This is a genomic window from Aliivibrio wodanis (genome assembly GCF_052920805.1).
In genome coordinates this window covers 2,892,039-2,908,940 of record NZ_JBREXA010000002.1, presented here as the reverse complement: position 1 = coordinate 2,908,940, position 16,902 = coordinate 2,892,039, and the positions used below count along the sequence as shown (strand labels likewise).

18 protein-coding genes and 1 other RNA gene are annotated in these 16,902 nt (G+C 36.5%); 9 read left to right on the top strand and 10 right to left on the bottom strand.

Annotated elements, in window-relative coordinates:
- Positions 1 to 115: 115 nt before the first annotated feature.
- Positions 116 to 1,072 carry a tRNA-modifying protein YgfZ gene (gene ygfZ, locus ACU5DF_RS21540; RefSeq protein WP_446714291.1) on the top strand — a complete coding sequence of 319 codons (957 nt, stop codon included), beginning with the start codon at positions 116 to 118 and terminating at the stop codon, positions 1,070 to 1,072.
- Positions 1,073 to 1,644: 572 nt separating this feature from the next.
- Complete coding sequence (locus tag ACU5DF_RS21535) at positions 1,645 to 1,848, top strand: stringent response modulator YtfK (RefSeq protein WP_045102821.1); 204 nt, start codon at positions 1,645 to 1,647, stop codon at positions 1,846 to 1,848.
- Between the two features lie 120 nt (positions 1,849 to 1,968).
- Here ACU5DF_RS21535 and ACU5DF_RS21530 read toward each other — a convergent pair whose 3' ends face one another.
- From ACU5DF_RS21530 to ACU5DF_RS21520, 3 genes are read right to left on the bottom strand one after another with little or no spacing between them, the layout of a single operon-like run.
- The gene (locus ACU5DF_RS21530; RefSeq protein ID WP_446714121.1) at positions 1,969 to 3,177 is read right to left on the bottom strand and encodes an FAD-dependent 2-octaprenylphenol hydroxylase; all 1,209 of its coding nucleotides are present in this window, start codon (positions 3,175 to 3,177) and stop codon (positions 1,969 to 1,971) included.
- Positions 3,178 to 3,179: 2 nt separating this feature from the next.
- A complete protein-coding gene (gene ubiH / locus ACU5DF_RS21525; protein WP_446714120.1) occupies positions 3,180 to 4,367 on the bottom strand; it encodes a 2-octaprenyl-6-methoxyphenyl hydroxylase in 1,188 nt (395 codons plus the stop codon).
- Between the two features lie 12 nt (positions 4,368 to 4,379).
- Positions 4,380 to 4,949 carry a YecA/YgfB family protein gene (locus ACU5DF_RS21520; protein ID WP_446714290.1) on the bottom strand — a complete coding sequence of 190 codons (570 nt, stop codon included), beginning with the start codon at positions 4,947 to 4,949 and terminating at the stop codon, positions 4,380 to 4,382.
- Positions 4,950 to 5,203: 254 nt separating this feature from the next.
- Between ACU5DF_RS21520 and zapA the strand changes: the two genes are divergently transcribed.
- The 5 genes from zapA to serA all read left to right on the top strand — a co-directional run bounded on the left by zapA (position 5,204) and on the right by serA (position 8,636).
- Positions 5,204 to 5,530 (top strand): cell division protein ZapA, encoded by a 327-nt coding sequence (gene zapA, locus ACU5DF_RS21515; protein WP_446714289.1) that lies wholly within the window; start codon positions 5,204 to 5,206, stop codon positions 5,528 to 5,530.
- A 31-nt stretch (positions 5,531 to 5,561) separates the two neighbouring features.
- Positions 5,562 to 5,742, top strand: a non-coding RNA gene (ssrS, locus tag ACU5DF_RS21510) — 6S RNA.
- 1 nt (position 5,743) lies between these two features.
- Complete coding sequence (locus ACU5DF_RS21505; RefSeq protein ID WP_045102824.1) at positions 5,744 to 6,325, top strand: 5-formyltetrahydrofolate cyclo-ligase; 582 nt, start codon at positions 5,744 to 5,746, stop codon at positions 6,323 to 6,325.
- 223 nt (positions 6,326 to 6,548) lie between these two features.
- On the top strand, positions 6,549 to 7,205 hold the full coding sequence (rpiA, locus tag ACU5DF_RS21500) for a ribose-5-phosphate isomerase RpiA (RefSeq protein ID WP_045102825.1): 657 nt from the start codon (positions 6,549 to 6,551) through the stop codon (positions 7,203 to 7,205).
- 201 nt (positions 7,206 to 7,406) lie between these two features.
- Positions 7,407 to 8,636: a phosphoglycerate dehydrogenase gene (gene serA / locus ACU5DF_RS21495; RefSeq protein WP_446714119.1), complete on the top strand. Its 1,230-nt coding sequence runs from the start codon at positions 7,407 to 7,409 to the stop codon at positions 8,634 to 8,636.
- Between the two features lie 80 nt (positions 8,637 to 8,716).
- On the opposite strand, the gene ACU5DF_RS21490 is transcribed toward serA, so the two are convergent.
- The 4 genes from ACU5DF_RS21490 to ACU5DF_RS21475 all read right to left on the bottom strand — a co-directional run bounded on the left by ACU5DF_RS21490 (position 8,717) and on the right by ACU5DF_RS21475 (position 13,017).
- Complete coding sequence (locus ACU5DF_RS21490) at positions 8,717 to 9,412, bottom strand: oxidative stress defense protein (protein ID WP_045102827.1); 696 nt, start codon at positions 9,410 to 9,412, stop codon at positions 8,717 to 8,719.
- 142 nt (positions 9,413 to 9,554) lie between these two features.
- A complete protein-coding gene (gene mscS / locus ACU5DF_RS21485) occupies positions 9,555 to 10,415 on the bottom strand; it encodes a small-conductance mechanosensitive channel MscS (RefSeq protein ID WP_045102828.1) in 861 nt (286 codons plus the stop codon).
- Positions 10,416 to 10,673: 258 nt separating this feature from the next.
- On the bottom strand, positions 10,674 to 11,453 hold the full coding sequence (gene yaaA, locus ACU5DF_RS21480; RefSeq protein ID WP_446714118.1) for a peroxide stress protein YaaA: 780 nt from the start codon (positions 11,451 to 11,453) through the stop codon (positions 10,674 to 10,676).
- Positions 11,454 to 11,586: 133 nt separating this feature from the next.
- Positions 11,587 to 13,017: an alanine/glycine:cation symporter family protein gene (locus ACU5DF_RS21475; protein ID WP_446714117.1), complete on the bottom strand. Its 1,431-nt coding sequence runs from the start codon at positions 13,015 to 13,017 to the stop codon at positions 11,587 to 11,589.
- A 694-nt stretch (positions 13,018 to 13,711) separates the two neighbouring features.
- Between ACU5DF_RS21475 and ACU5DF_RS21470 the strand changes: the two genes are divergently transcribed.
- Positions 13,712 to 13,921, top strand: coding sequence for a DUF3545 family protein (locus ACU5DF_RS21470; RefSeq protein WP_446714116.1), 210 nt, complete (start codon positions 13,712 to 13,714; stop codon positions 13,919 to 13,921).
- A 66-nt stretch (positions 13,922 to 13,987) separates the two neighbouring features.
- Here ACU5DF_RS21470 and ACU5DF_RS21465 read toward each other — a convergent pair whose 3' ends face one another.
- The 3 genes from ACU5DF_RS21465 to nfo form a co-directional block, all read right to left on the bottom strand.
- The gene (locus ACU5DF_RS21465; RefSeq protein WP_446714115.1) at positions 13,988 to 14,515 is read right to left on the bottom strand and encodes a hemerythrin domain-containing protein; all 528 of its coding nucleotides are present in this window, start codon (positions 14,513 to 14,515) and stop codon (positions 13,988 to 13,990) included.
- A gap of 110 nt (positions 14,516 to 14,625) precedes the next feature.
- On the bottom strand, positions 14,626 to 15,294 hold the full coding sequence (ung, locus tag ACU5DF_RS21460) for a uracil-DNA glycosylase (protein WP_446714114.1): 669 nt from the start codon (positions 15,292 to 15,294) through the stop codon (positions 14,626 to 14,628).
- Positions 15,294 to 16,142, bottom strand: a complete 849-nt coding sequence (gene nfo, locus ACU5DF_RS21455; protein WP_446714113.1) for a deoxyribonuclease IV — start codon at positions 16,140 to 16,142, stop codon at positions 15,294 to 15,296. The genes ung and nfo overlap by 1 nt, the downstream gene beginning before the upstream one ends.
- 362 nt (positions 16,143 to 16,504) lie before the next feature.
- Here nfo and grcA point away from each other — a divergent pair, with 362 nt between their 5' ends.
- On the top strand, positions 16,505 to 16,882 hold the full coding sequence (gene grcA, locus ACU5DF_RS21450) for an autonomous glycyl radical cofactor GrcA (protein WP_446714112.1): 378 nt from the start codon (positions 16,505 to 16,507) through the stop codon (positions 16,880 to 16,882).
- The last annotated feature ends 20 nt before the right edge of the window (positions 16,883 to 16,902 follow it).

Sequence of the window (16,902 nt, the reverse complement as noted above, 5' to 3'; positions counted from 1 at the left end):
ATCTAAAGTCACAATATTAAGAAGATGAGACATAAAACTACTTGTTTCTTTTTACTGACATTTAAAATGCAGACATTTACTATAAAGGGATAACTTAACTAACTATAAGAATTTTCTGATGAGTACTGAATTTCCAGCATTATCAATAAAAAAAGATGACACATTACCAAATTTCGCTATTTCTAAACTCGAAAATTGGGCATTAATTACCATAGTCGGTAACGACAAAAAATCTTACTTACACGGCCAAGTTACCTGTGATGTCGTAGCTTTAGCTCAAGATGAGGTAACTTTTGGTGGTCACTGTGATGCAAAAGGTAAGCTATGGAGTATCTTTAATCTCTTTCATCATAACGATGGTTACGCTCTATTTCAGCGTAAAAGTGCTATTGAAACCGAATTAACTGAAATCAAAAAATATGCTGTATTTTCTAAAGTAGATATCACTATTAGTGATGACATTTTACTTGGCTTTACTGGTCAAGATGCACAAACATGGATTAATGAAAATACAGAAAACCAAGGAGATGTGAGAGTTTCTCAATTTGGTACTTTTGTAAAAATTTCAGATCTACAGTGGTTACTTGTTTCGACCTCAGAACAGAAAGATGCTGTATTTAGTACCTTAACCCAAGCTGTACTGTGTGATGATTCATTATGGTCTCTTTATAATATCAAACAAGGTTATCCTCAACTAGACGCCTCTTTAAGCAACGATCATATCCCTCAAGCTATGAACTTACAGGCCATTGATGGAATTAGCTTTAAAAAAGGGTGTTACACTGGTCAAGAAACGATAGCAAGAGCAAAGTATCGTGGTATGAATAAACGTGCAATGTACCTATTATCAGGTCAATCAGAACTAGCTCCTGCTGCTGGCGATACAATTGAGCGTAGCGTTGGGGATAATTGGCGTAAAGGAGGCACAATTGTATCTGCATTCCGCTATGATGATGGCTATACAGTAGCCTTAGCTATTCTTCCAAATGATCTGGAAGAAGATACAAAATTTAAACATCAAGAAGTTATCTGGAAAAAAGATACGTTACCGTACTCTTTGGATGATAAATAGGTCATTTCGTAAAATAATAACGTTATAAATATAACGAAGGTAAGTCGCCTATTACTGTATTGAGACTAAGATTAATTTACATAATTACATTTATTAGTTGATATACAGCGCATAACTCCTAATTTAAGTGTGAATTGTTATTTATTTTTTATGAATAAGTAGCATTAATGTATCGCATTAGCTATCTTGTTTATGTGTTCTTTTATTACAAAAGAATGCATAAATTGTTTAACTCCAAACAATTTATCCAATATACCTATATATATTGGAAGTGCATCTGTGACTGTTTGCCCGAATTTATTTCGGGCTTTTTTTATTGTCATAAGACAAATAACGACAGCAGCACTGATGCATTACCCAGCAATTAAGTAAGTTAAATGATAAAAACTAATAGTAATTTAGTGTTTAATATCGAATAAAGATCAAATTTAAGACGATAAAAATACAAAAAATGTCTTTATCATCACTCTATCCTAATTTTGTAACATCAACGTCATCTTTTCTGCTTTATAATAGCCTAAAACAAATCAAACACATTTGTAATGTAATATTAATCACTAAAGGATAACGTGATGCGATTTTTTAAGCACTATGCACCGAGCATGATTGCTAAACATATTAGTCGACTATTTAACGGAAAAATTCATATTCATGGCATCGGCGAGTTTCGCTTTGAACAAGGGCGATTAATTGTCCCGACTCAAGCTGAGCGTGAACATTATAAAATGATAAAAGAAATTAATTTAGAAGTGGCTCGATTAAAGCTGTGCTATTAGAGTAAATTGCTATTGAATAAATAAAAAAGGTAGCTTGAAAGCTACCTTTTTTGTATTTGTAATACCGACATAAACACTATAAATCTAATACCAATGCTCAGATATTAGATCATCTATTTATTACTGCTGAGCAATTTTAGGCAAACGCCCAGAAACACCCAACGCACGCTTTAAACACTCATCTTTGACTGGTGTTAATTCATTGGTAAGGGACATCCCTATCCCTCTTACTAATTTTTTAATCGGATTTACGCCAGAAAAAAGTTCTTTAAATCCCTGCATTGAAGCTATCATTTGCGCTGCTTCAGCTTTTCTCCAACGCTCAAAAGAACGTAAATTGACTTTAGAACCAATATCTTTACCTTCTTGATGTAATTCTATAATTGTTTCAGCTAAGGCGGCGGCATCAGCTAATCCCAAATTCACACCCTGCCCTGCTAATGGGTGAATGGTGTGTGCAGCATCTCCCACTAATACAACTCGCTCTTTTACAAAGTCTTTGGCATAGCGCATCTTCAACGGAAACGCTTGGCGAGCCCCTTCAACCTTACATAAACCAAGTTGGTTATCAAAAGCTGCGGTTAATTGCTTATTAAAGTCTTCTTCTGGCATTGAAACTAAATTTTCAGCATTTAGAGGATCTAATGACCAAACTATTGAGCTTAAATTTTCCTCGCCTAAAGGAAGAAAAGCTAATGGTCCTTCTGGTCTGAATATCTGACGAGCAGTTTGGTTATGGTTCTCAACAGTACGAATATTTGCAACAAGGGCACTGTGACCATAATCCCAATGCGTTAGTGGGATATCTACTTGATTACGTAACCAGGAGTTAGCACCATCAGCTCCCACAACAAGCTTAGCTGTAATTGCCTTGCCCGACTCTAAAGTAAGCCATGCCTCACTTTCACCAAACATAATGTTACTACAACGTTCTGGTGCTAATAGTGTTACGTTATCTTGCTTTGAAATTGTGTCCAATAGGGAGAGTTGAATAACTCGGTTTTCTACAATATGGCCTAAATTACGTTGAGCGATCTGATCTGCATCAAAATCAATATGAGCAAAGCTGTCTTGCTCCCATACTTTCATTGAGGTGTAAGGTGCAGCTCTTCGAGATTTGATCCCTTGCCATGCGCCTACATTATCTAAGATATTCTCACTGGCTCTGCTGATGGCTGACACTCGAATATCAGGTAAATCAGCTAATTCAGTTTCAGGTAATTGGCTCTCAATAATAGCAATTCTTAATCCACTTTGTTCTAAGGCTGCGGCAACAGTTAAACCAACCATGCCACCGCCAATAATTGCAACATCTACACTTCGCATCATAATTATCTATTCACTCTACCCATTGCTCGTAATGTCAGGGGCTTTAAAAAAGAACGGAAAGTATCAACAGCACACAAACTCACATTTCTTCCAATAATCATTGGAAATGCATTATTAGCAAAAATAGATACTAGGCCTGCTGTCATTGTTATTGTCTGTTTTTGATCTTCTTGACGTCGTTTCTGATATTCAGAAAGCACACGATACTCGCCAATATCATCCCCTGATTTATTTGCGATAGTTAAACATTCCGCTAATGAAAATACATCTCGGATCCCTAAATTAAACCCCTGGCCTGCAATTGGATGAAGTGTTTGGGCCGCATTACCTATTGCTGCAAAACGATGTGATATATGGCTTTTTTGCCTACGTAACCATAATGGATAATGTGCACGTTTTCCTGTTTTATATAACTTACCTAAACGCCAACCAAACGCTTTTTGTAAATGCTCTAAAAAGGAATCATCGTCGTAATTTAATATCTGTTGCGATTCTTCAGGGCTTACACACCATACAAGTGAGCTTCGCCCCTGTGACATAGGGAGCAAAGCGAGTGGGCCATGTTCAGTAAAACGCTCAAACGCTTTTCCTTGAGGGTTAATATCGCTAGTGACATTAGCGATAATCGCCACTTGATGAAAGTTATCATTTTCACTATCAATATTCATAGTTTTACATGTCTTTGATTCGGCACCATCAGCTGCAACAATCAAAGAAGCTGTGATCTCATCCCCTGTTGATAAGGTCAATGTAGATACTGCTATATCACGTTCAATATGAGTAACAGAAGCAGGACAGAGTAACGTAATATTGCTAGATGCTGCTAATGCTTGATGGTAAAAACGTCCAACATCCGCTAACTCAACCACATAACCTAAACTATCTACACTTAGCTCTTTCGAGGTTAACTCAGTTAACCCCATATGGTGTCTATCTGACACATGAATATGATGAATAGGTGTCGTAAATGATTCGAATTCTGACCAAAGCCCAATATCTTTTAATAACTCAGACGTCCCATTAGATAACGCGATGCTTCTTGCGTCATAACCTGGGTGAAGATCTAAATTCGGCTCTACCGCCTCAATGACAGCAATCGACAAGCTGTCTTTATTCATATTCTCAAGAGCTAAAGCCAGTGTTGACCCAGCCATTGCACCACCCACGATCACTACATCATAATGTGTCATAGCTTTACCTAATTAGTGCACTGTTTTAGAGGCGTCGTTATGTACTTTTTGACCTAATTCAGCATGAATCGTCAATACACAAATACGAACGTGTTCCATCACTTGCTCAAACAACGCTTCTTGCTCTTCAAGATCATCATCTTCATCAATCCCTAGACGGGCAATTTCTTCTAAATCTAATAGCGCTTCTTTTAGTGATTCAGAGCCTTTATCTAGTTTTAATTCAACTAAACCTAATCCAGAAATAAAATGGTTAACCCATTCACTTAATCCGTCAGCTCGATTCATCAATGTTTCTTTCACATCAGGAATAAGCATGTCTAAAGCAAAATTATCACTGCTTAATTCAGCAACAGTACACTGAAAGATTGCACTGCCTATTTTTAATGCACTGTCTGGCCAACCCATTCCGTCATTTGTGTAATCAAAGATCAGTGGTTTCCAAGTTTGATCATCTAATGATAATCCACCACTTATCATTCCAACTAACAAACCATGTAACTCCGATGGCGTTACTGCAAGTTTACTGTCCTGTAAAGCTGATTCAACCGCTAGGAATTTTGGCATTTTAATTTCGCTCATGGAGACGATCTCTGAATTTATTAATGATGAGGCAATGCTACCACTTTGCGCATTTTCAGAAAACTCACGATCTCTCTCAATTGAGTATCTTTTCATCATATTGTTGTTTTATTAAGAATATAGTTAACCACTATCAATAAAGATAAGGGAAATACTTGAATCTTATTAGCGCATTTCTTATAGTTTCGTACACTGTTCACTGACGGCTTGCCTACTCAGTGTAATTCTATAGTTTAACAATGAGTGATGTATTGATGACAAGCCAAGCCGTGCAAGTCCAAATATTAGGACGCACCATCAAGGTTAACTGCCCTGCGGGTCAAGAAGCAGCGTTAAAAGAGGCCGCTAAAGATTTAGATAATCGTGTAAATGAATTATCAGAGCGAACAAAAGTAACCAATACAGAGCAACTATTAACTATCACTTCGTTGAATATCTGCTACGAGTTACATACGACAAAAAAAGAAGCAAATAAACACTCTTCTGCTGTCTATGATCGTATGGGTTTACTCGCAACGGCCTTAGAAGCAGCAATATCGACAGTTAAACCTAGCCAAACAGAAGAAAATACGGCAGAATAGCGCTATCGCTAAGGATAGCAAAAGAATCAATTTTACCCTGAAGTGTTTGTAGGCGGATCTATGTCCCTGAGCCGATAAGCACAAATTAGGGTTAGTATTTATTTACTATTGAGCAAGCTCGGCTCGTATCGAGAAGCCTACGGTAAATTTTGCTGATCCGCCTTGAACCTAGGGTTCAAGGGCTACGACCACTACGGCACTTTGGGGTATTCCATGACATCTCGTCGACATATTCGACAAATGATCCGCAACTCTCGTAACTCTCTTTCTTCTTTACAGCAAACCCAAGCTGCTCACGCTCTGGTTTTACAGTGTGCTGCTGACCCAAATATCCAACAAGCTCACTCTATTGCAATATATCTTTCAGCCGATGGTGAAATTGATACTTCACTGCTTATTGAATGGCTTTGGAAACAGGAAAAGAATATTTATTTACCTGTGATCCACCCTTTCTGTAAAGGTCACTTATTATTCCTTGAATACACAAGTGAAACCCTTTTAGTTGCCAATAAATACCAAATTCTAGAACCTAAACTCAATAAAAATAAAGTAATCCCTGTTAACGAACTTGATCTAATTATCACTCCTCTTGTGGCGTTCGATCACACAGGTAACCGATTAGGAATGGGCGGCGGATATTACGATAGAACTTTAGTCAATTGGAATCAATATCAAAAAGGACCAATGCCAATCGGAATTGCTCATACTTGCCAACAAGTAGATATATTACCGACTGAGTCTTGGGATGTTCCTCTTCCTCGTATTATTACTCCCGAGAAAACTTGGCACTGGTAAATTTATTTTTACCTATCAACCATGATTAATCCCCCCCGATGATTAAAAAAACGAAAACGTTTGCTTTCATTCTTAGTTTTCAGAACTATTGAGTTATTTTTCCTGACGAAGAAAAAACAGTACGTTATAATCACAGCGATTTCATTTGATATCTATCTAGATAAATCATTATTCAAGTATTTATTTAGAGGTATGTACACTATTATTTCATTAGGAGAAAAACATGACTCAAGACGAGATGAAAAAAGCAGCTGGTTGGGCAGCGTTAGAATACGTAAAACCGGGTAGCATTGTGGGTGTTGGTACAGGCTCAACAGTAAACCACTTCATCGATGCGCTTGCGACCATGAAAAAAGAAATTGAAGGTGCGGTATCAAGCTCTGTGGCATCAACTGAAAAGTTAAAAGAGTTAGGTATCCCAGTATTCGAATGTAATGATGTTTTCAGTCTTGACGTTTATGTTGATGGCGCAGATGAAATCAATGGTAAAAACGAGATGATCAAGGGTGGTGGTGCAGCTCTAACTCGTGAAAAAATTGTTGCTGCAATTTCTGAAAAATTCATTTGTATTGTTGATGATACAAAACAAGTCGACGTTTTAGGTCAATTCCCTCTTCCTGTAGAAGTCATCCCAATGGCTCGCTCTTACGTAGCTCGTGAGTTAGTTAAGCTTGGTGGTGATCCTGCATACCGTGAAGGCGTAGTCACAGATAATGGTAATATGATCTTAGATGTACACAATATGCAGATCACTAACGCTAAAGAATTAGAAGATAAAATCAATAGCCTTGCAGGCGTTGTCACTGTCGGTTTATTTGCCCACCGTGGCGCAGACGCCCTACTAGTTGGTTCTCCTGAAGGCGTAAAAAAATTCGATTAAGACCACAAATTTCCTTTCTTATCTCTTAGATTGAGAGATAAAAATGTTATTTGATTACAAACGGTGCTCATTAGCACCGTTTTTTATTAACTATTCCGTAATTTTCTTACCCAAACTGGTTATTTTTTGATACTTTATAATTATCAATAAATAATCACTTCCCTAATCAATATTGATTTTGTTTTTAAGGATAAGAACGACATGGCAAAAGTATCTCTGGAAAAGGAAAAAATTAAAATTCTTCTTTTAGAAGGGTTGCACCCATCTTGCGTTGAAGTATTTCAGGCTGACGGTTACACAAACATTGAATACCACAAAGGTTCATTGTCAGAAGAAGAACTTCTTGAAGCGGTAAAAGATGTTCATTTCATTGGCTTACGATCTCGAACTCAACTTACCCAAGAAGTCTTTGATGCTGCCAATAAATTAGTTGCTGTGGGTTGTTTCTGTATTGGTACAAACCAAGTTAACTTAACAGCAGCAGCAAAACGCGGTATTCCTGTCTTTAACGCACCATTCTCAAATACTCGTAGTGTCGCTGAATTAGTGCTAGGACAAATTTTATTACTGCTTCGTGGCATCCCAGAAAAAAATGCCCAAGCTCACCGTGGCGTTTGGAAAAAAAGTGCAGATGCTTCTTTTGAAGCGAGAGGCAAACGTTTGGGTATTGTAGGTTATGGACATATCGGTACTCAATTGGGGATCTTAGCTGAAAACCTAGGTATGCGTGTTTACTACTATGATATTGAAAACAAATTATCACTAGGTAATGCAACTCAGATCTCAACCATGAGTGAATTACTTAATAAGTGTGATGTTATTTCTCTTCATGTACCAGAAACTGCTGGCACAAAAGACATGATGGGCGCTGAAGAATTTGCTCGTATGAAGCCAGGTGCCATCTTTATCAATGCTGCTCGTGGCACGGTAGTGAAAATACCTGATTTATGTGATGCTCTTGAGTCGGGGCATCTAGGAGGGGCTGCTATTGATGTATTCCCTACAGAGCCAAAAACAAATGCTGAACCATTTGAATCTCCATTACAAAAGTTTGATAATGTCATTCTTACCCCACATGTTGGTGGATCAACTCAAGAAGCTCAAGAAAATATTGGCGTTGAAGTTGCTGGTAAATTAACTAAGTATTCAGATAACGGCTCTACTTTATCATCTGTTAACTTTCCTGAAGTATCTCTTCCACTACATACTGATACTTCACGCTTACTGCATATCCATGAGAACCGCCCTGGTATCTTGACTAAAATTAACAGTATTTTTGCAGATGAAGGGATTAACATTGCAGCTCAATATCTACAAACATCAGCAGAAATGGGCTATGTAGTTATTGATGTTGAAACCGCTCGTTCAGAAGAAGCGTTAACTCAACTTAAAGCGATTGAAGGTACAATTCGAGCTCGTATCCTCCACTAAGATACATACACCTTAACTATATCGTTGAAACAAAAAATGGGTAACCTTTGCGGCTACCCATTTTTTATATTTGATACTTTTTAATCTTTAAGGCGATATACTACTGAGACAGAATCACTGATCACCATTTGAGTATCTTGATAACTTTCGGTTATATTTGGCGCAGCATCCATTCTCATACTTTTCATTAATACTGGTTGGCTGTAGTTATTGTGATAAGACACTTTCCACACACCTTTCACTTCAGTACCAAACCCTTTAGCTAATGAATTAGCTTTTTCATTTGCATCTTTAATCGCCTCTAAGCGCGCAGCTTCAATGTATTCTTTTTCTTTACTGGTCTTCAGCTCAATATGATTAATACGATTGATGCCATCTCCTAGCGCCTTATCTAGATAGCCATTTAACTTATTTAAGTCCATTACTGTAACAGTAATATTACGAATAGCCTTATACCCTACAAGTTCTGGCTTTTTCCCTTTTGGATAACGGTACTCTGGGGTTAAACGAATATTTCCACTATTAATATTTTCTCGTTTTACTCCTTGAACCTCTAAACGAGCTAAAAAGCTAGTCACCGCTTTATCTGCTGCTTGCTTTGCTTTTTCGGCGGTTGTTTTAGTCTCAACTACATCAACTGAGAATTGAGCCATATCAGGTACAACCATCACTTCTCCCTTCCCTGATATTTCTAAATGAGGAAACTCGGGTGAAGAAGCAAATGCAGAAGGAGATAAGCAAGCTGATAAACACAAAGCACTAATGATTTTTTTCATTTTTTAATTTCTCAAGAAAACGTCATATACCTATGACTCTTAATATTAAAGATAATTCCTTTTTACTGTCTACTTTACCAAAAAGACAGACAAAAAAAATGCTACCCGAAGGCAGCATTTCATGTTTTGATTTAAACAAAGATTAATCTACTTTATTTAAATGAACATCCATTTGTGGGAATGGGATCTCAATACCTTCTTTATCAAGACCTTCTTTAATCGCTTGTAGCGTATCAAAGTATACATCCCAATATTGCTCAGTTTTACACCATGGACGAACAACAAAGTTTACCGATGAATCAGCAAGAGCAACAACACCAACTGTTGGTGCTGGTGTTTTTAATACTCGCTCATCAGACTCAAGTACTTTTGTAATAACTTCTTTCGTTTTCTTTAGATCAGCACTGTAAGAAACACCAATAACATGATCAACACGACGAGTAGCATGACGAGAGTAGTTTGTTATAGGGCTACCAATAACACCACCGTTTGGTACTACAACCATTTTATTATCAGGAGTAGTTAGAATAGTTTGGAAGATCTGGATTGAATCAACAGAACCGGCAACACCACCAATCTCAACATAATCGCCAGATTTAAATGGACGGAATGCAACAATCAACACACCTGCAGCAAAGTTTGATAATGAACCCTGAAGAGCAAGACCAACAGCTAGACCTGCCGCACCAATAACCGCAACAACAGAAGCAGTTTGAACACCAACTTTACCTAGCGCAGCAATTAATACGATAATGAATAAAAGGTAACGAACCAATGTATGAATAAAGTCGATAACCGCTTTGTCCATTTTCTTTTTTTCAAGTACTTTTGCTACGCTGCCAGCAACTTTCTTAACGATAATATTACCGATAAAAAGAATTGCTAAGGCTGAAATAATGTTTACACCATAAGTAATAAACAACTCTGAATTGCTAGTCAGCCAATGCTCTAAATTAGCCACACTTGTTGTCGCTAAATCTGTAACTGAATCTTGTTCTACCATTTTATTTGTCCTTTATATAGTAAGTTAAATCTGATGATGTGGTGGTCATTTTTTTGACGACTTATACCAACTGCAACACGGTTTCATGTCAGTTTAATGTAAAATTCCCTTTATAAACATAATTTGCGATTAAAAAACCGTCTAAAAAACAGAAAAACAATCTGCCTTACAAATACATACGTAATATAGCCATTTAGCTACAAATTAGAAATGATTTATTGACATTTAATGCGGTTATTTTAGTACTCATACTCTATTTTATTTTATTTGTTCTTCTCTTTTAAAAACAAGTTGCTCACCTGTTGATTCAGCAGCGACAAAGTAATAACCATCAACCGAGAATTGCTTTAGATCTTCAACACTAGATATACGATTTTCTATAATATAACGAGCCATTAACCCCCTCGCTTTTTTCGCATAAAAACTAATGATTTTATATTGTCCATTTTTACAATCTTTAAAAACAGGTGTAATCACCTTAGCCGTGAGCTCTTTTGGTTTAACCGCTTTAAAATATTCATTTGATGCTAAGTTAATCAAGATATCATCACCTTGCTCTGCAATAACTTGATTTAATTTTTGAGTAATTGAACTGCCCCAAAATTGGTATAAGTTTACTCCGCGCTGGTTAGCAAGCTTGGTTCCCATCTCTAAACGATAAGGCTGCATCAGATCCAGTGGCTTTAACAAACCATATAACCCAGAAAGCATACGTAAATGTGTTTGAGCATAATCAATATCATCACTTGTTAAGCTATTTGCGTCTAAACCGGTATACACATCACCTTTAAAAGCAAATAAAGCCTGACGAGCATTGTCTTGAGTAAAATTCGTTGACCACTCTTCAAATCGTACTGCATTCAAACTTGCAATTTTATCACTCACTTTCATTAACCCCGAAATATCTAATGGCGTTAACTGCTTACAAACTTCAATAAGTTCCGCTGAATCTGTAATAAAATCAGGCTGAGTATGGATTTGTGTTGGTAATGGAGTTTCATAATCAAGTGTTTTAGCTGGAGAAACGACGATAAGCATGAGCAAGATATCCTATGTATTTTTATATACCAAGATAGTAACTATTTGAATAAAAAAAAGCCACGCTAGCATGCGTGGCCTTATCTATTTATTTAATGGGTAAAAACAATGGTTATATCCATTTCAGTAATTATTAATTCTTTTTACTGTTGTCCCAAATGCCTTCTTCAAGCTGTGAGTGTAACTCTGGGTAGTCATTACTATCAAAAGTAGGAACTTTACCTTCATCAAGTTGTTTATTGTAATCTTTGGCTAGCTTTATCACCGTACCTGACAATAATGAAATAGCAATCAAGTTAACAATAGCCATTAACCCCATAGATACATCGGCTAGTGCCCACACTGTTGGTAATGATGATAAAGCACCAAACATAACCATGCCTAATACAACAACACGGAATATACCAATGCCTGCTTTATGATTATGCTCTAGAAAGATCAAATTAGTTTCAGCATAAGAATAATTAGCAATGATTGAAGTAAACGCAAAAAAGAAAATCGCTACAGCAACAAAAATACCGCCCCAATCTCCGACTTGGCTTGTCAATGCAAGTTGAGTTAATTCAATCCCTGTAACCTCTCCGTGAGGTACGTATTCACCAGACATCAAAATAATGGCTACGGTTGACGAGCAAATTACGATTGTATCCATAAATACACCTAGCATTTGCACATAACCCTGTGATGCTGGATGTGGTGGATATGGTGTTGCTGAAGCAGCAGCATTTGGTGCCGACCCCATACCTGCTTCATTAGAGAACAAACCACGTTTAATACCATTAATCATTGCTTGTGCGATAGCGTAACCTAAGCCACCAGCGGCAGCTTCTTGAAGACCAAAAGCACTTTTAAAAATCAAAGCAACGACTCCCGGTAACTTTTCAATGTTGGTCAACATAATAAATAATGCAATCGCTAAATATGCAAGAGCCATTACAGGCACGATTATCTCAGCAGTACGAGCAATTGTTCTAAAACCACCAAAAATAACAACTGCAGACATAATTACGATCGCGATACCCACATAGAGTGGCTGCCATCCAAAAGCAGTTTGCATTGCTCCAACAATTGAGTTTGCTTGTACGGCATTAAATACCAAACCAAAAGCAATGATCAAAAAGACTGAGAATAAGACGCCCATCCAGCGCATTCCTAAGCCTTTCTCCATGTAATACGCTGGGCCGCCACGATAGTTACCCTCATCATCTCTTGTTTTATATAACTGCGCTAAAGTACTTTCTGCAAAAGATGTAGCCATACCTAACATTGCTATCAGCCACATCCAAAAAATAGCACCTGGGCCACCAGCCGTTAATGCCACTGCAACACCAGCCATATTACCTGTACCAACACGAGCAGCTAAACTTGTACATAATGCTTGGAATGATGAAATACCTGATGGATCTGATTTTCGACTGTTCTTTAATACTGAAAACATATGACCAAAATGACGGAATTGAATGAACCCCAATCGAACAGTGAAATAGATACCAATGGCGACTAACAGATACACAAGTACAGAACCCCATAATAGGTCGTTCAATAAATTAATAAAACTTGTCATCTTTCCCTCTCTGTTACATCGATAATAATCTACACGCACCGACTATATCAGTGCTCCCACCAACTCTAGATTAAGTTTCTAGTATTCATTTAATATGCATGAGTTAGCTTTCTTTAGTGCAACTCTATTCATTTATATATAAAAAATCTAAATATTTACTCATAACCTAAAATTAGCGAGCTGAATAATGCTCAGTATTTACTAAAAAATCAATAGAAAACAGACACACTCTCTGTTGTACGTTTTCTACAAAACCAGAATCAACGCTACGTTTCACAACAAAAACAAATCATCTTAATGACATTTAACTCAATATATAAACATAAGTAAAAGACGACTAACCTTAATTGTGATGAATAAAATATATTAATGGATTGATTAGAAACAGTGAGATAGCTAGATCTTATCTATATGAATATTTTCAAACGCTTAATTTATGGATCTTATCTTTTGATAAGTGAACTGAATGGTATTTAGATAATATCAATATATATTTATAACAAAAAACATACATCTTTTTTTTAAAATAACCCCTAGCCAACATTACAAATTAAATAAAAATGCAGAGCTATTTATAAATCAACCCGAGAGAATATGTTCTGTCTCATACAATCGTCATAAAAAGTAAACAAATGAGAAACAGTTCAAGGTCATAATATTATCGATATGGTATTAAGTAAGAGAATGAATAAAGATGTTATTCTTTAATGAAGAAGAGGTGCTTATGGATGGGTACACACTAAATGATTTATTGGCAACAAAAACATCAACAACCCAAAAAAAACAAACAAAACGTTTCTGGCGTGAAATAGAAGAACTTCAAGATCGTCGCCAATTACTACATGAATTAAAAGAGTTAGATCCTTTATTTAAAGGTAGCCTTGATGAATCTATCTTTAAATAATGTAATATTAAGGTAATCAAACAAGTTAAGGAGAGCAACTACTCTCCTTATTTAAACTCATGATTATCATGTCACTTTACTTGCTAATTCAAGATAGCGTTTATTTACTTGATGACCAAATACTGGATCTTCTTCTTCCTTCCAATGTGCCTCAAGTTCTTTCCAATCATCTTCTGTTAAATGACTTTTTAAAAAAGGGAAAATTTTTGCTTCCTCTAACTCAAGATGACGCTTAATTCGATTAGTAAATTCCTTTAAATTTTCCTTAAATATTTCTTTTGGCACAATAGCGTCATTCAAAATCATTTCAACAATCACAGAAAAGGCTTCAGTACTGTCAGAGAGTGTATGATGCTCTTGCAATAAATCAACTAACCCCTCATGTTCACCATAGTGCTCAATATAGTATTGATAAATCATATCTTCTTTTGGATGATGAACCTTCTCTGCAACAGATGATAAATAATCGACACTTTCACGGATCAGGTTGTAATTAACACTTTTTTCCTCTTCTAATAAAGAAACTTTATTATCTAATAATTGAATAATGCGATTAATGTAACCATGTTCCTTATAAATACTCTCTATAAGCATCCTGTCCTCCTTTACTGTTTCTGTTATATAAATCTAATTAATTAGATGTATATAAGTGTATATCACAAAAACAAAAACACAGAATTCAGTTCAAAAATCACACAGTTTCTTTATGCAATTAGATTCCAATTGATCTCAGATAAGCTTTTCTGCTTCAATAAACCATTTACTTGTGAAAAATGCTTACTGCCAAAAAAACCACGATGAGCTGATAATGGAGAGGGATGTGGGGCTTTTAAAATAGAATGGTTGCTTTCATCAATATTAGCTCCTTTCTTTTGAGCGTGAGCTCCCCATAATAAAAAAATGACACCTTCATTATGCTCATTAATACTCTGGATAATCGCATCAGTAAAAAGCTCCCAACCAAATTTAGCATGGGAATGCGCTTTCCCTTCTTCTACTGTTAACACTGTATTTAGTAATAGGACACCCTGTTTTGCCCAACTTTCTAAATAACCATGGCCTGGAATAACAAAGCCTTCAATATCTTCGGCCAACTCTTTATACATATTACGTAAAGAAGGAGGGATTTTTACACCAGGTAATACAGAAAAGGACAATCCGTGTGCTTGCCCTGTACCATGGTAAGGATCTTGACCCAGAATAACGACTTTTACATCATCAAAAGCAGTTAAATCAAATGCAGTAAAAATATCCTTTTCTTCAGGAAAAATAACTTTACCAAGCTCTCTCTCTGCTTCTATTTTGGAAACCATAGATTGGTAATATGCTTTTTCTTTTTCAGCCGATAAAATCGAATTCCAGGTCACTTTCATTATTCTTTCTCGCTTAATACTCTTAGTTGAGCTATTTCATCTTTCCAAATCTCAGGATCAATGGTTTCCAGCACAAGAGGGATATTATTAAATCGCTCGTCTTGCATAATATATTCAAAACAATCCCAGCCGATGTTCCCCTCTCCTAACGACTGATGACGGTCAACTCGACTGCCTAATTCAATTTTTGCGTCATTAATATGCATACCACGTAAATATTGAAAACCAACAATGCGCTCAAACTCAGCAAAGGTATGCTCACACGCTTCTTTACTGCTTAGATCGTAACCCGCGGCAAAAGTATGACAAGTATCAAGACAAATCCCTACTCGTGCTTTGTCTTCCACTTGATCGATAATTTGCGCTAGATGTTCAAATTTCCAACCTAAATTTGTGCCTTGTCCTGCTGTATTCTCGATAACAGCAACCACGTCAGGAACCGCTTGATGTGCTAAATTAATCGACTCTGCAATCAAGGCTAAACATTCATCTTCTGAAATTTTCTTTAAATGACTTCCAGGGTGGAAATTAAGTAACGTAAGCCCAAGCTGATTACAACGTTCCATCTCATCAATAAATGCCGCGCGAGATTTCTCTAACTTATCTTCTTCTGGAGAACCTAAATTAATTAAGTAAGAATCATGAGGCAAGATTTGATCACTAGAAAAGCCAAAACGCTTACAGTTTGCCTTAAAATCAGAGATGACTTTTCTGGTTAGTGGTTTTGCTACCCATTGGCGTTGGTTTTTAGTAAATAATGCAAATGCATTAGCTCCGATTTGATAAGCCCGTTTAGGTGCTTGATCAACACCACCCGCTGCTGATACATGAGCCCCAATATATTTCATCTCTGTACTTTCCTTTCAAAATTAACGTCACGCTATTATTGCGGTAAACACTTTATTTGTCAGTAGTTGTCTTGCTTTCGCTACCAGTTAGCCTGTATTTCTCTAATTACATAAAACGTCTATTTTGTAGTAATATTACTACAAAATAGACGTATAACAATAAAGTGGTAGCCTGCATTTTTCGTGCTACAAGCTAGCTATATGGAGCTTTATTGATTTAGAGCAAAGTTTATAAGATGAATTAATTAGCACTTTTTGTAGTTTTTTGACCTATATCAATATACAAAGTAAGGGTATCATGTATATAATGTGACCCATAGATATTTACAAAATAACCACAAAGTGGACTAGGAGAAAGTAAAATGATCACAGGTATCCAAATTACTAAAGCTGCAAATGACGATCTTCTTAATTCAATCTGGCTACTAGATAGCGAGAAAAACGAAGCTCGTTGTGTTGTTGCAACTACTGGCTTTGAAGCTGACCAAGTTATTGCTGCAAACGAACTAGGCGAATACGAAAGCCGTGACGTTGCAATTGAAAAAGCACCAAAAATTGAAGGTGGTCAGCACCTAAATGTGAACGTTCTACAACGTGATACATTAGAAGATGCTGTTAAGCACCCAGAGAACTACCCACAACTGACTATCCGTGTTTCTGGTTATGCTGTGCGTTTCAACTCTCTAACTACTGAACAACAAAAAGACGTTATCGCACGTACATTCACTGAAACTCTATAATTTTAGAGTGAATTGAATGC

Coding starts and splice junctions, on each gene's coding strand:
- ACU5DF_RS21535 (WP_045102821.1), top strand. CDS start 1,645: ATGCGATTTTTTAAGCACTATGCACCGAGCATGATTGCTAAACATATT.
- ACU5DF_RS21530 (WP_446714121.1), bottom strand. CDS start 3,177: ATGATGCGAAGTGTAGATGTTGCAATTATTGGCGGTGGCATGGTTGGT.
- ubiH (WP_446714120.1), bottom strand. CDS start 4,367: ATGACACATTATGATGTAGTGATCGTGGGTGGTGCAATGGCTGGGTCA.
- ACU5DF_RS21520 (WP_446714290.1), bottom strand. CDS start 4,949: ATGAGCGAAATTAAAATGCCAAAATTCCTAGCGGTTGAATCAGCTTTA.
- zapA (WP_446714289.1), top strand. CDS start 5,204: ATGACAAGCCAAGCCGTGCAAGTCCAAATATTAGGACGCACCATCAAG.
- ACU5DF_RS21505 (WP_045102824.1), top strand. CDS start 5,744: ATGACATCTCGTCGACATATTCGACAAATGATCCGCAACTCTCGTAAC.
- rpiA (WP_045102825.1), top strand. CDS start 6,549: ATGACTCAAGACGAGATGAAAAAAGCAGCTGGTTGGGCAGCGTTAGAA.
- serA (WP_446714119.1), top strand. CDS start 7,407: ATGGCAAAAGTATCTCTGGAAAAGGAAAAAATTAAAATTCTTCTTTTA.
- ACU5DF_RS21490 (WP_045102827.1), bottom strand. CDS start 9,412: ATGAAAAAAATCATTAGTGCTTTGTGTTTATCAGCTTGCTTATCTCCT.
- mscS (WP_045102828.1), bottom strand. CDS start 10,415: ATGGTAGAACAAGATTCAGTTACAGATTTAGCGACAACAAGTGTGGCT.
- yaaA (WP_446714118.1), bottom strand. CDS start 11,453: ATGCTTATCGTCGTTTCTCCAGCTAAAACACTTGATTATGAAACTCCA.
- ACU5DF_RS21475 (WP_446714117.1), bottom strand. CDS start 13,017: ATGACAAGTTTTATTAATTTATTGAACGACCTATTATGGGGTTCTGTA.
- ACU5DF_RS21470 (WP_446714116.1), top strand. CDS start 13,712: ATGTTATTCTTTAATGAAGAAGAGGTGCTTATGGATGGGTACACACTA.
- ACU5DF_RS21465 (WP_446714115.1), bottom strand. CDS start 14,515: ATGCTTATAGAGAGTATTTATAAGGAACATGGTTACATTAATCGCATT.
- ung (WP_446714114.1), bottom strand. CDS start 15,294: ATGAAAGTGACCTGGAATTCGATTTTATCGGCTGAAAAAGAAAAAGCA.
- nfo (WP_446714113.1), bottom strand. CDS start 16,142: ATGAAATATATTGGGGCTCATGTATCAGCAGCGGGTGGTGTTGATCAA.
- grcA (WP_446714112.1), top strand. CDS start 16,505: ATGATCACAGGTATCCAAATTACTAAAGCTGCAAATGACGATCTTCTT.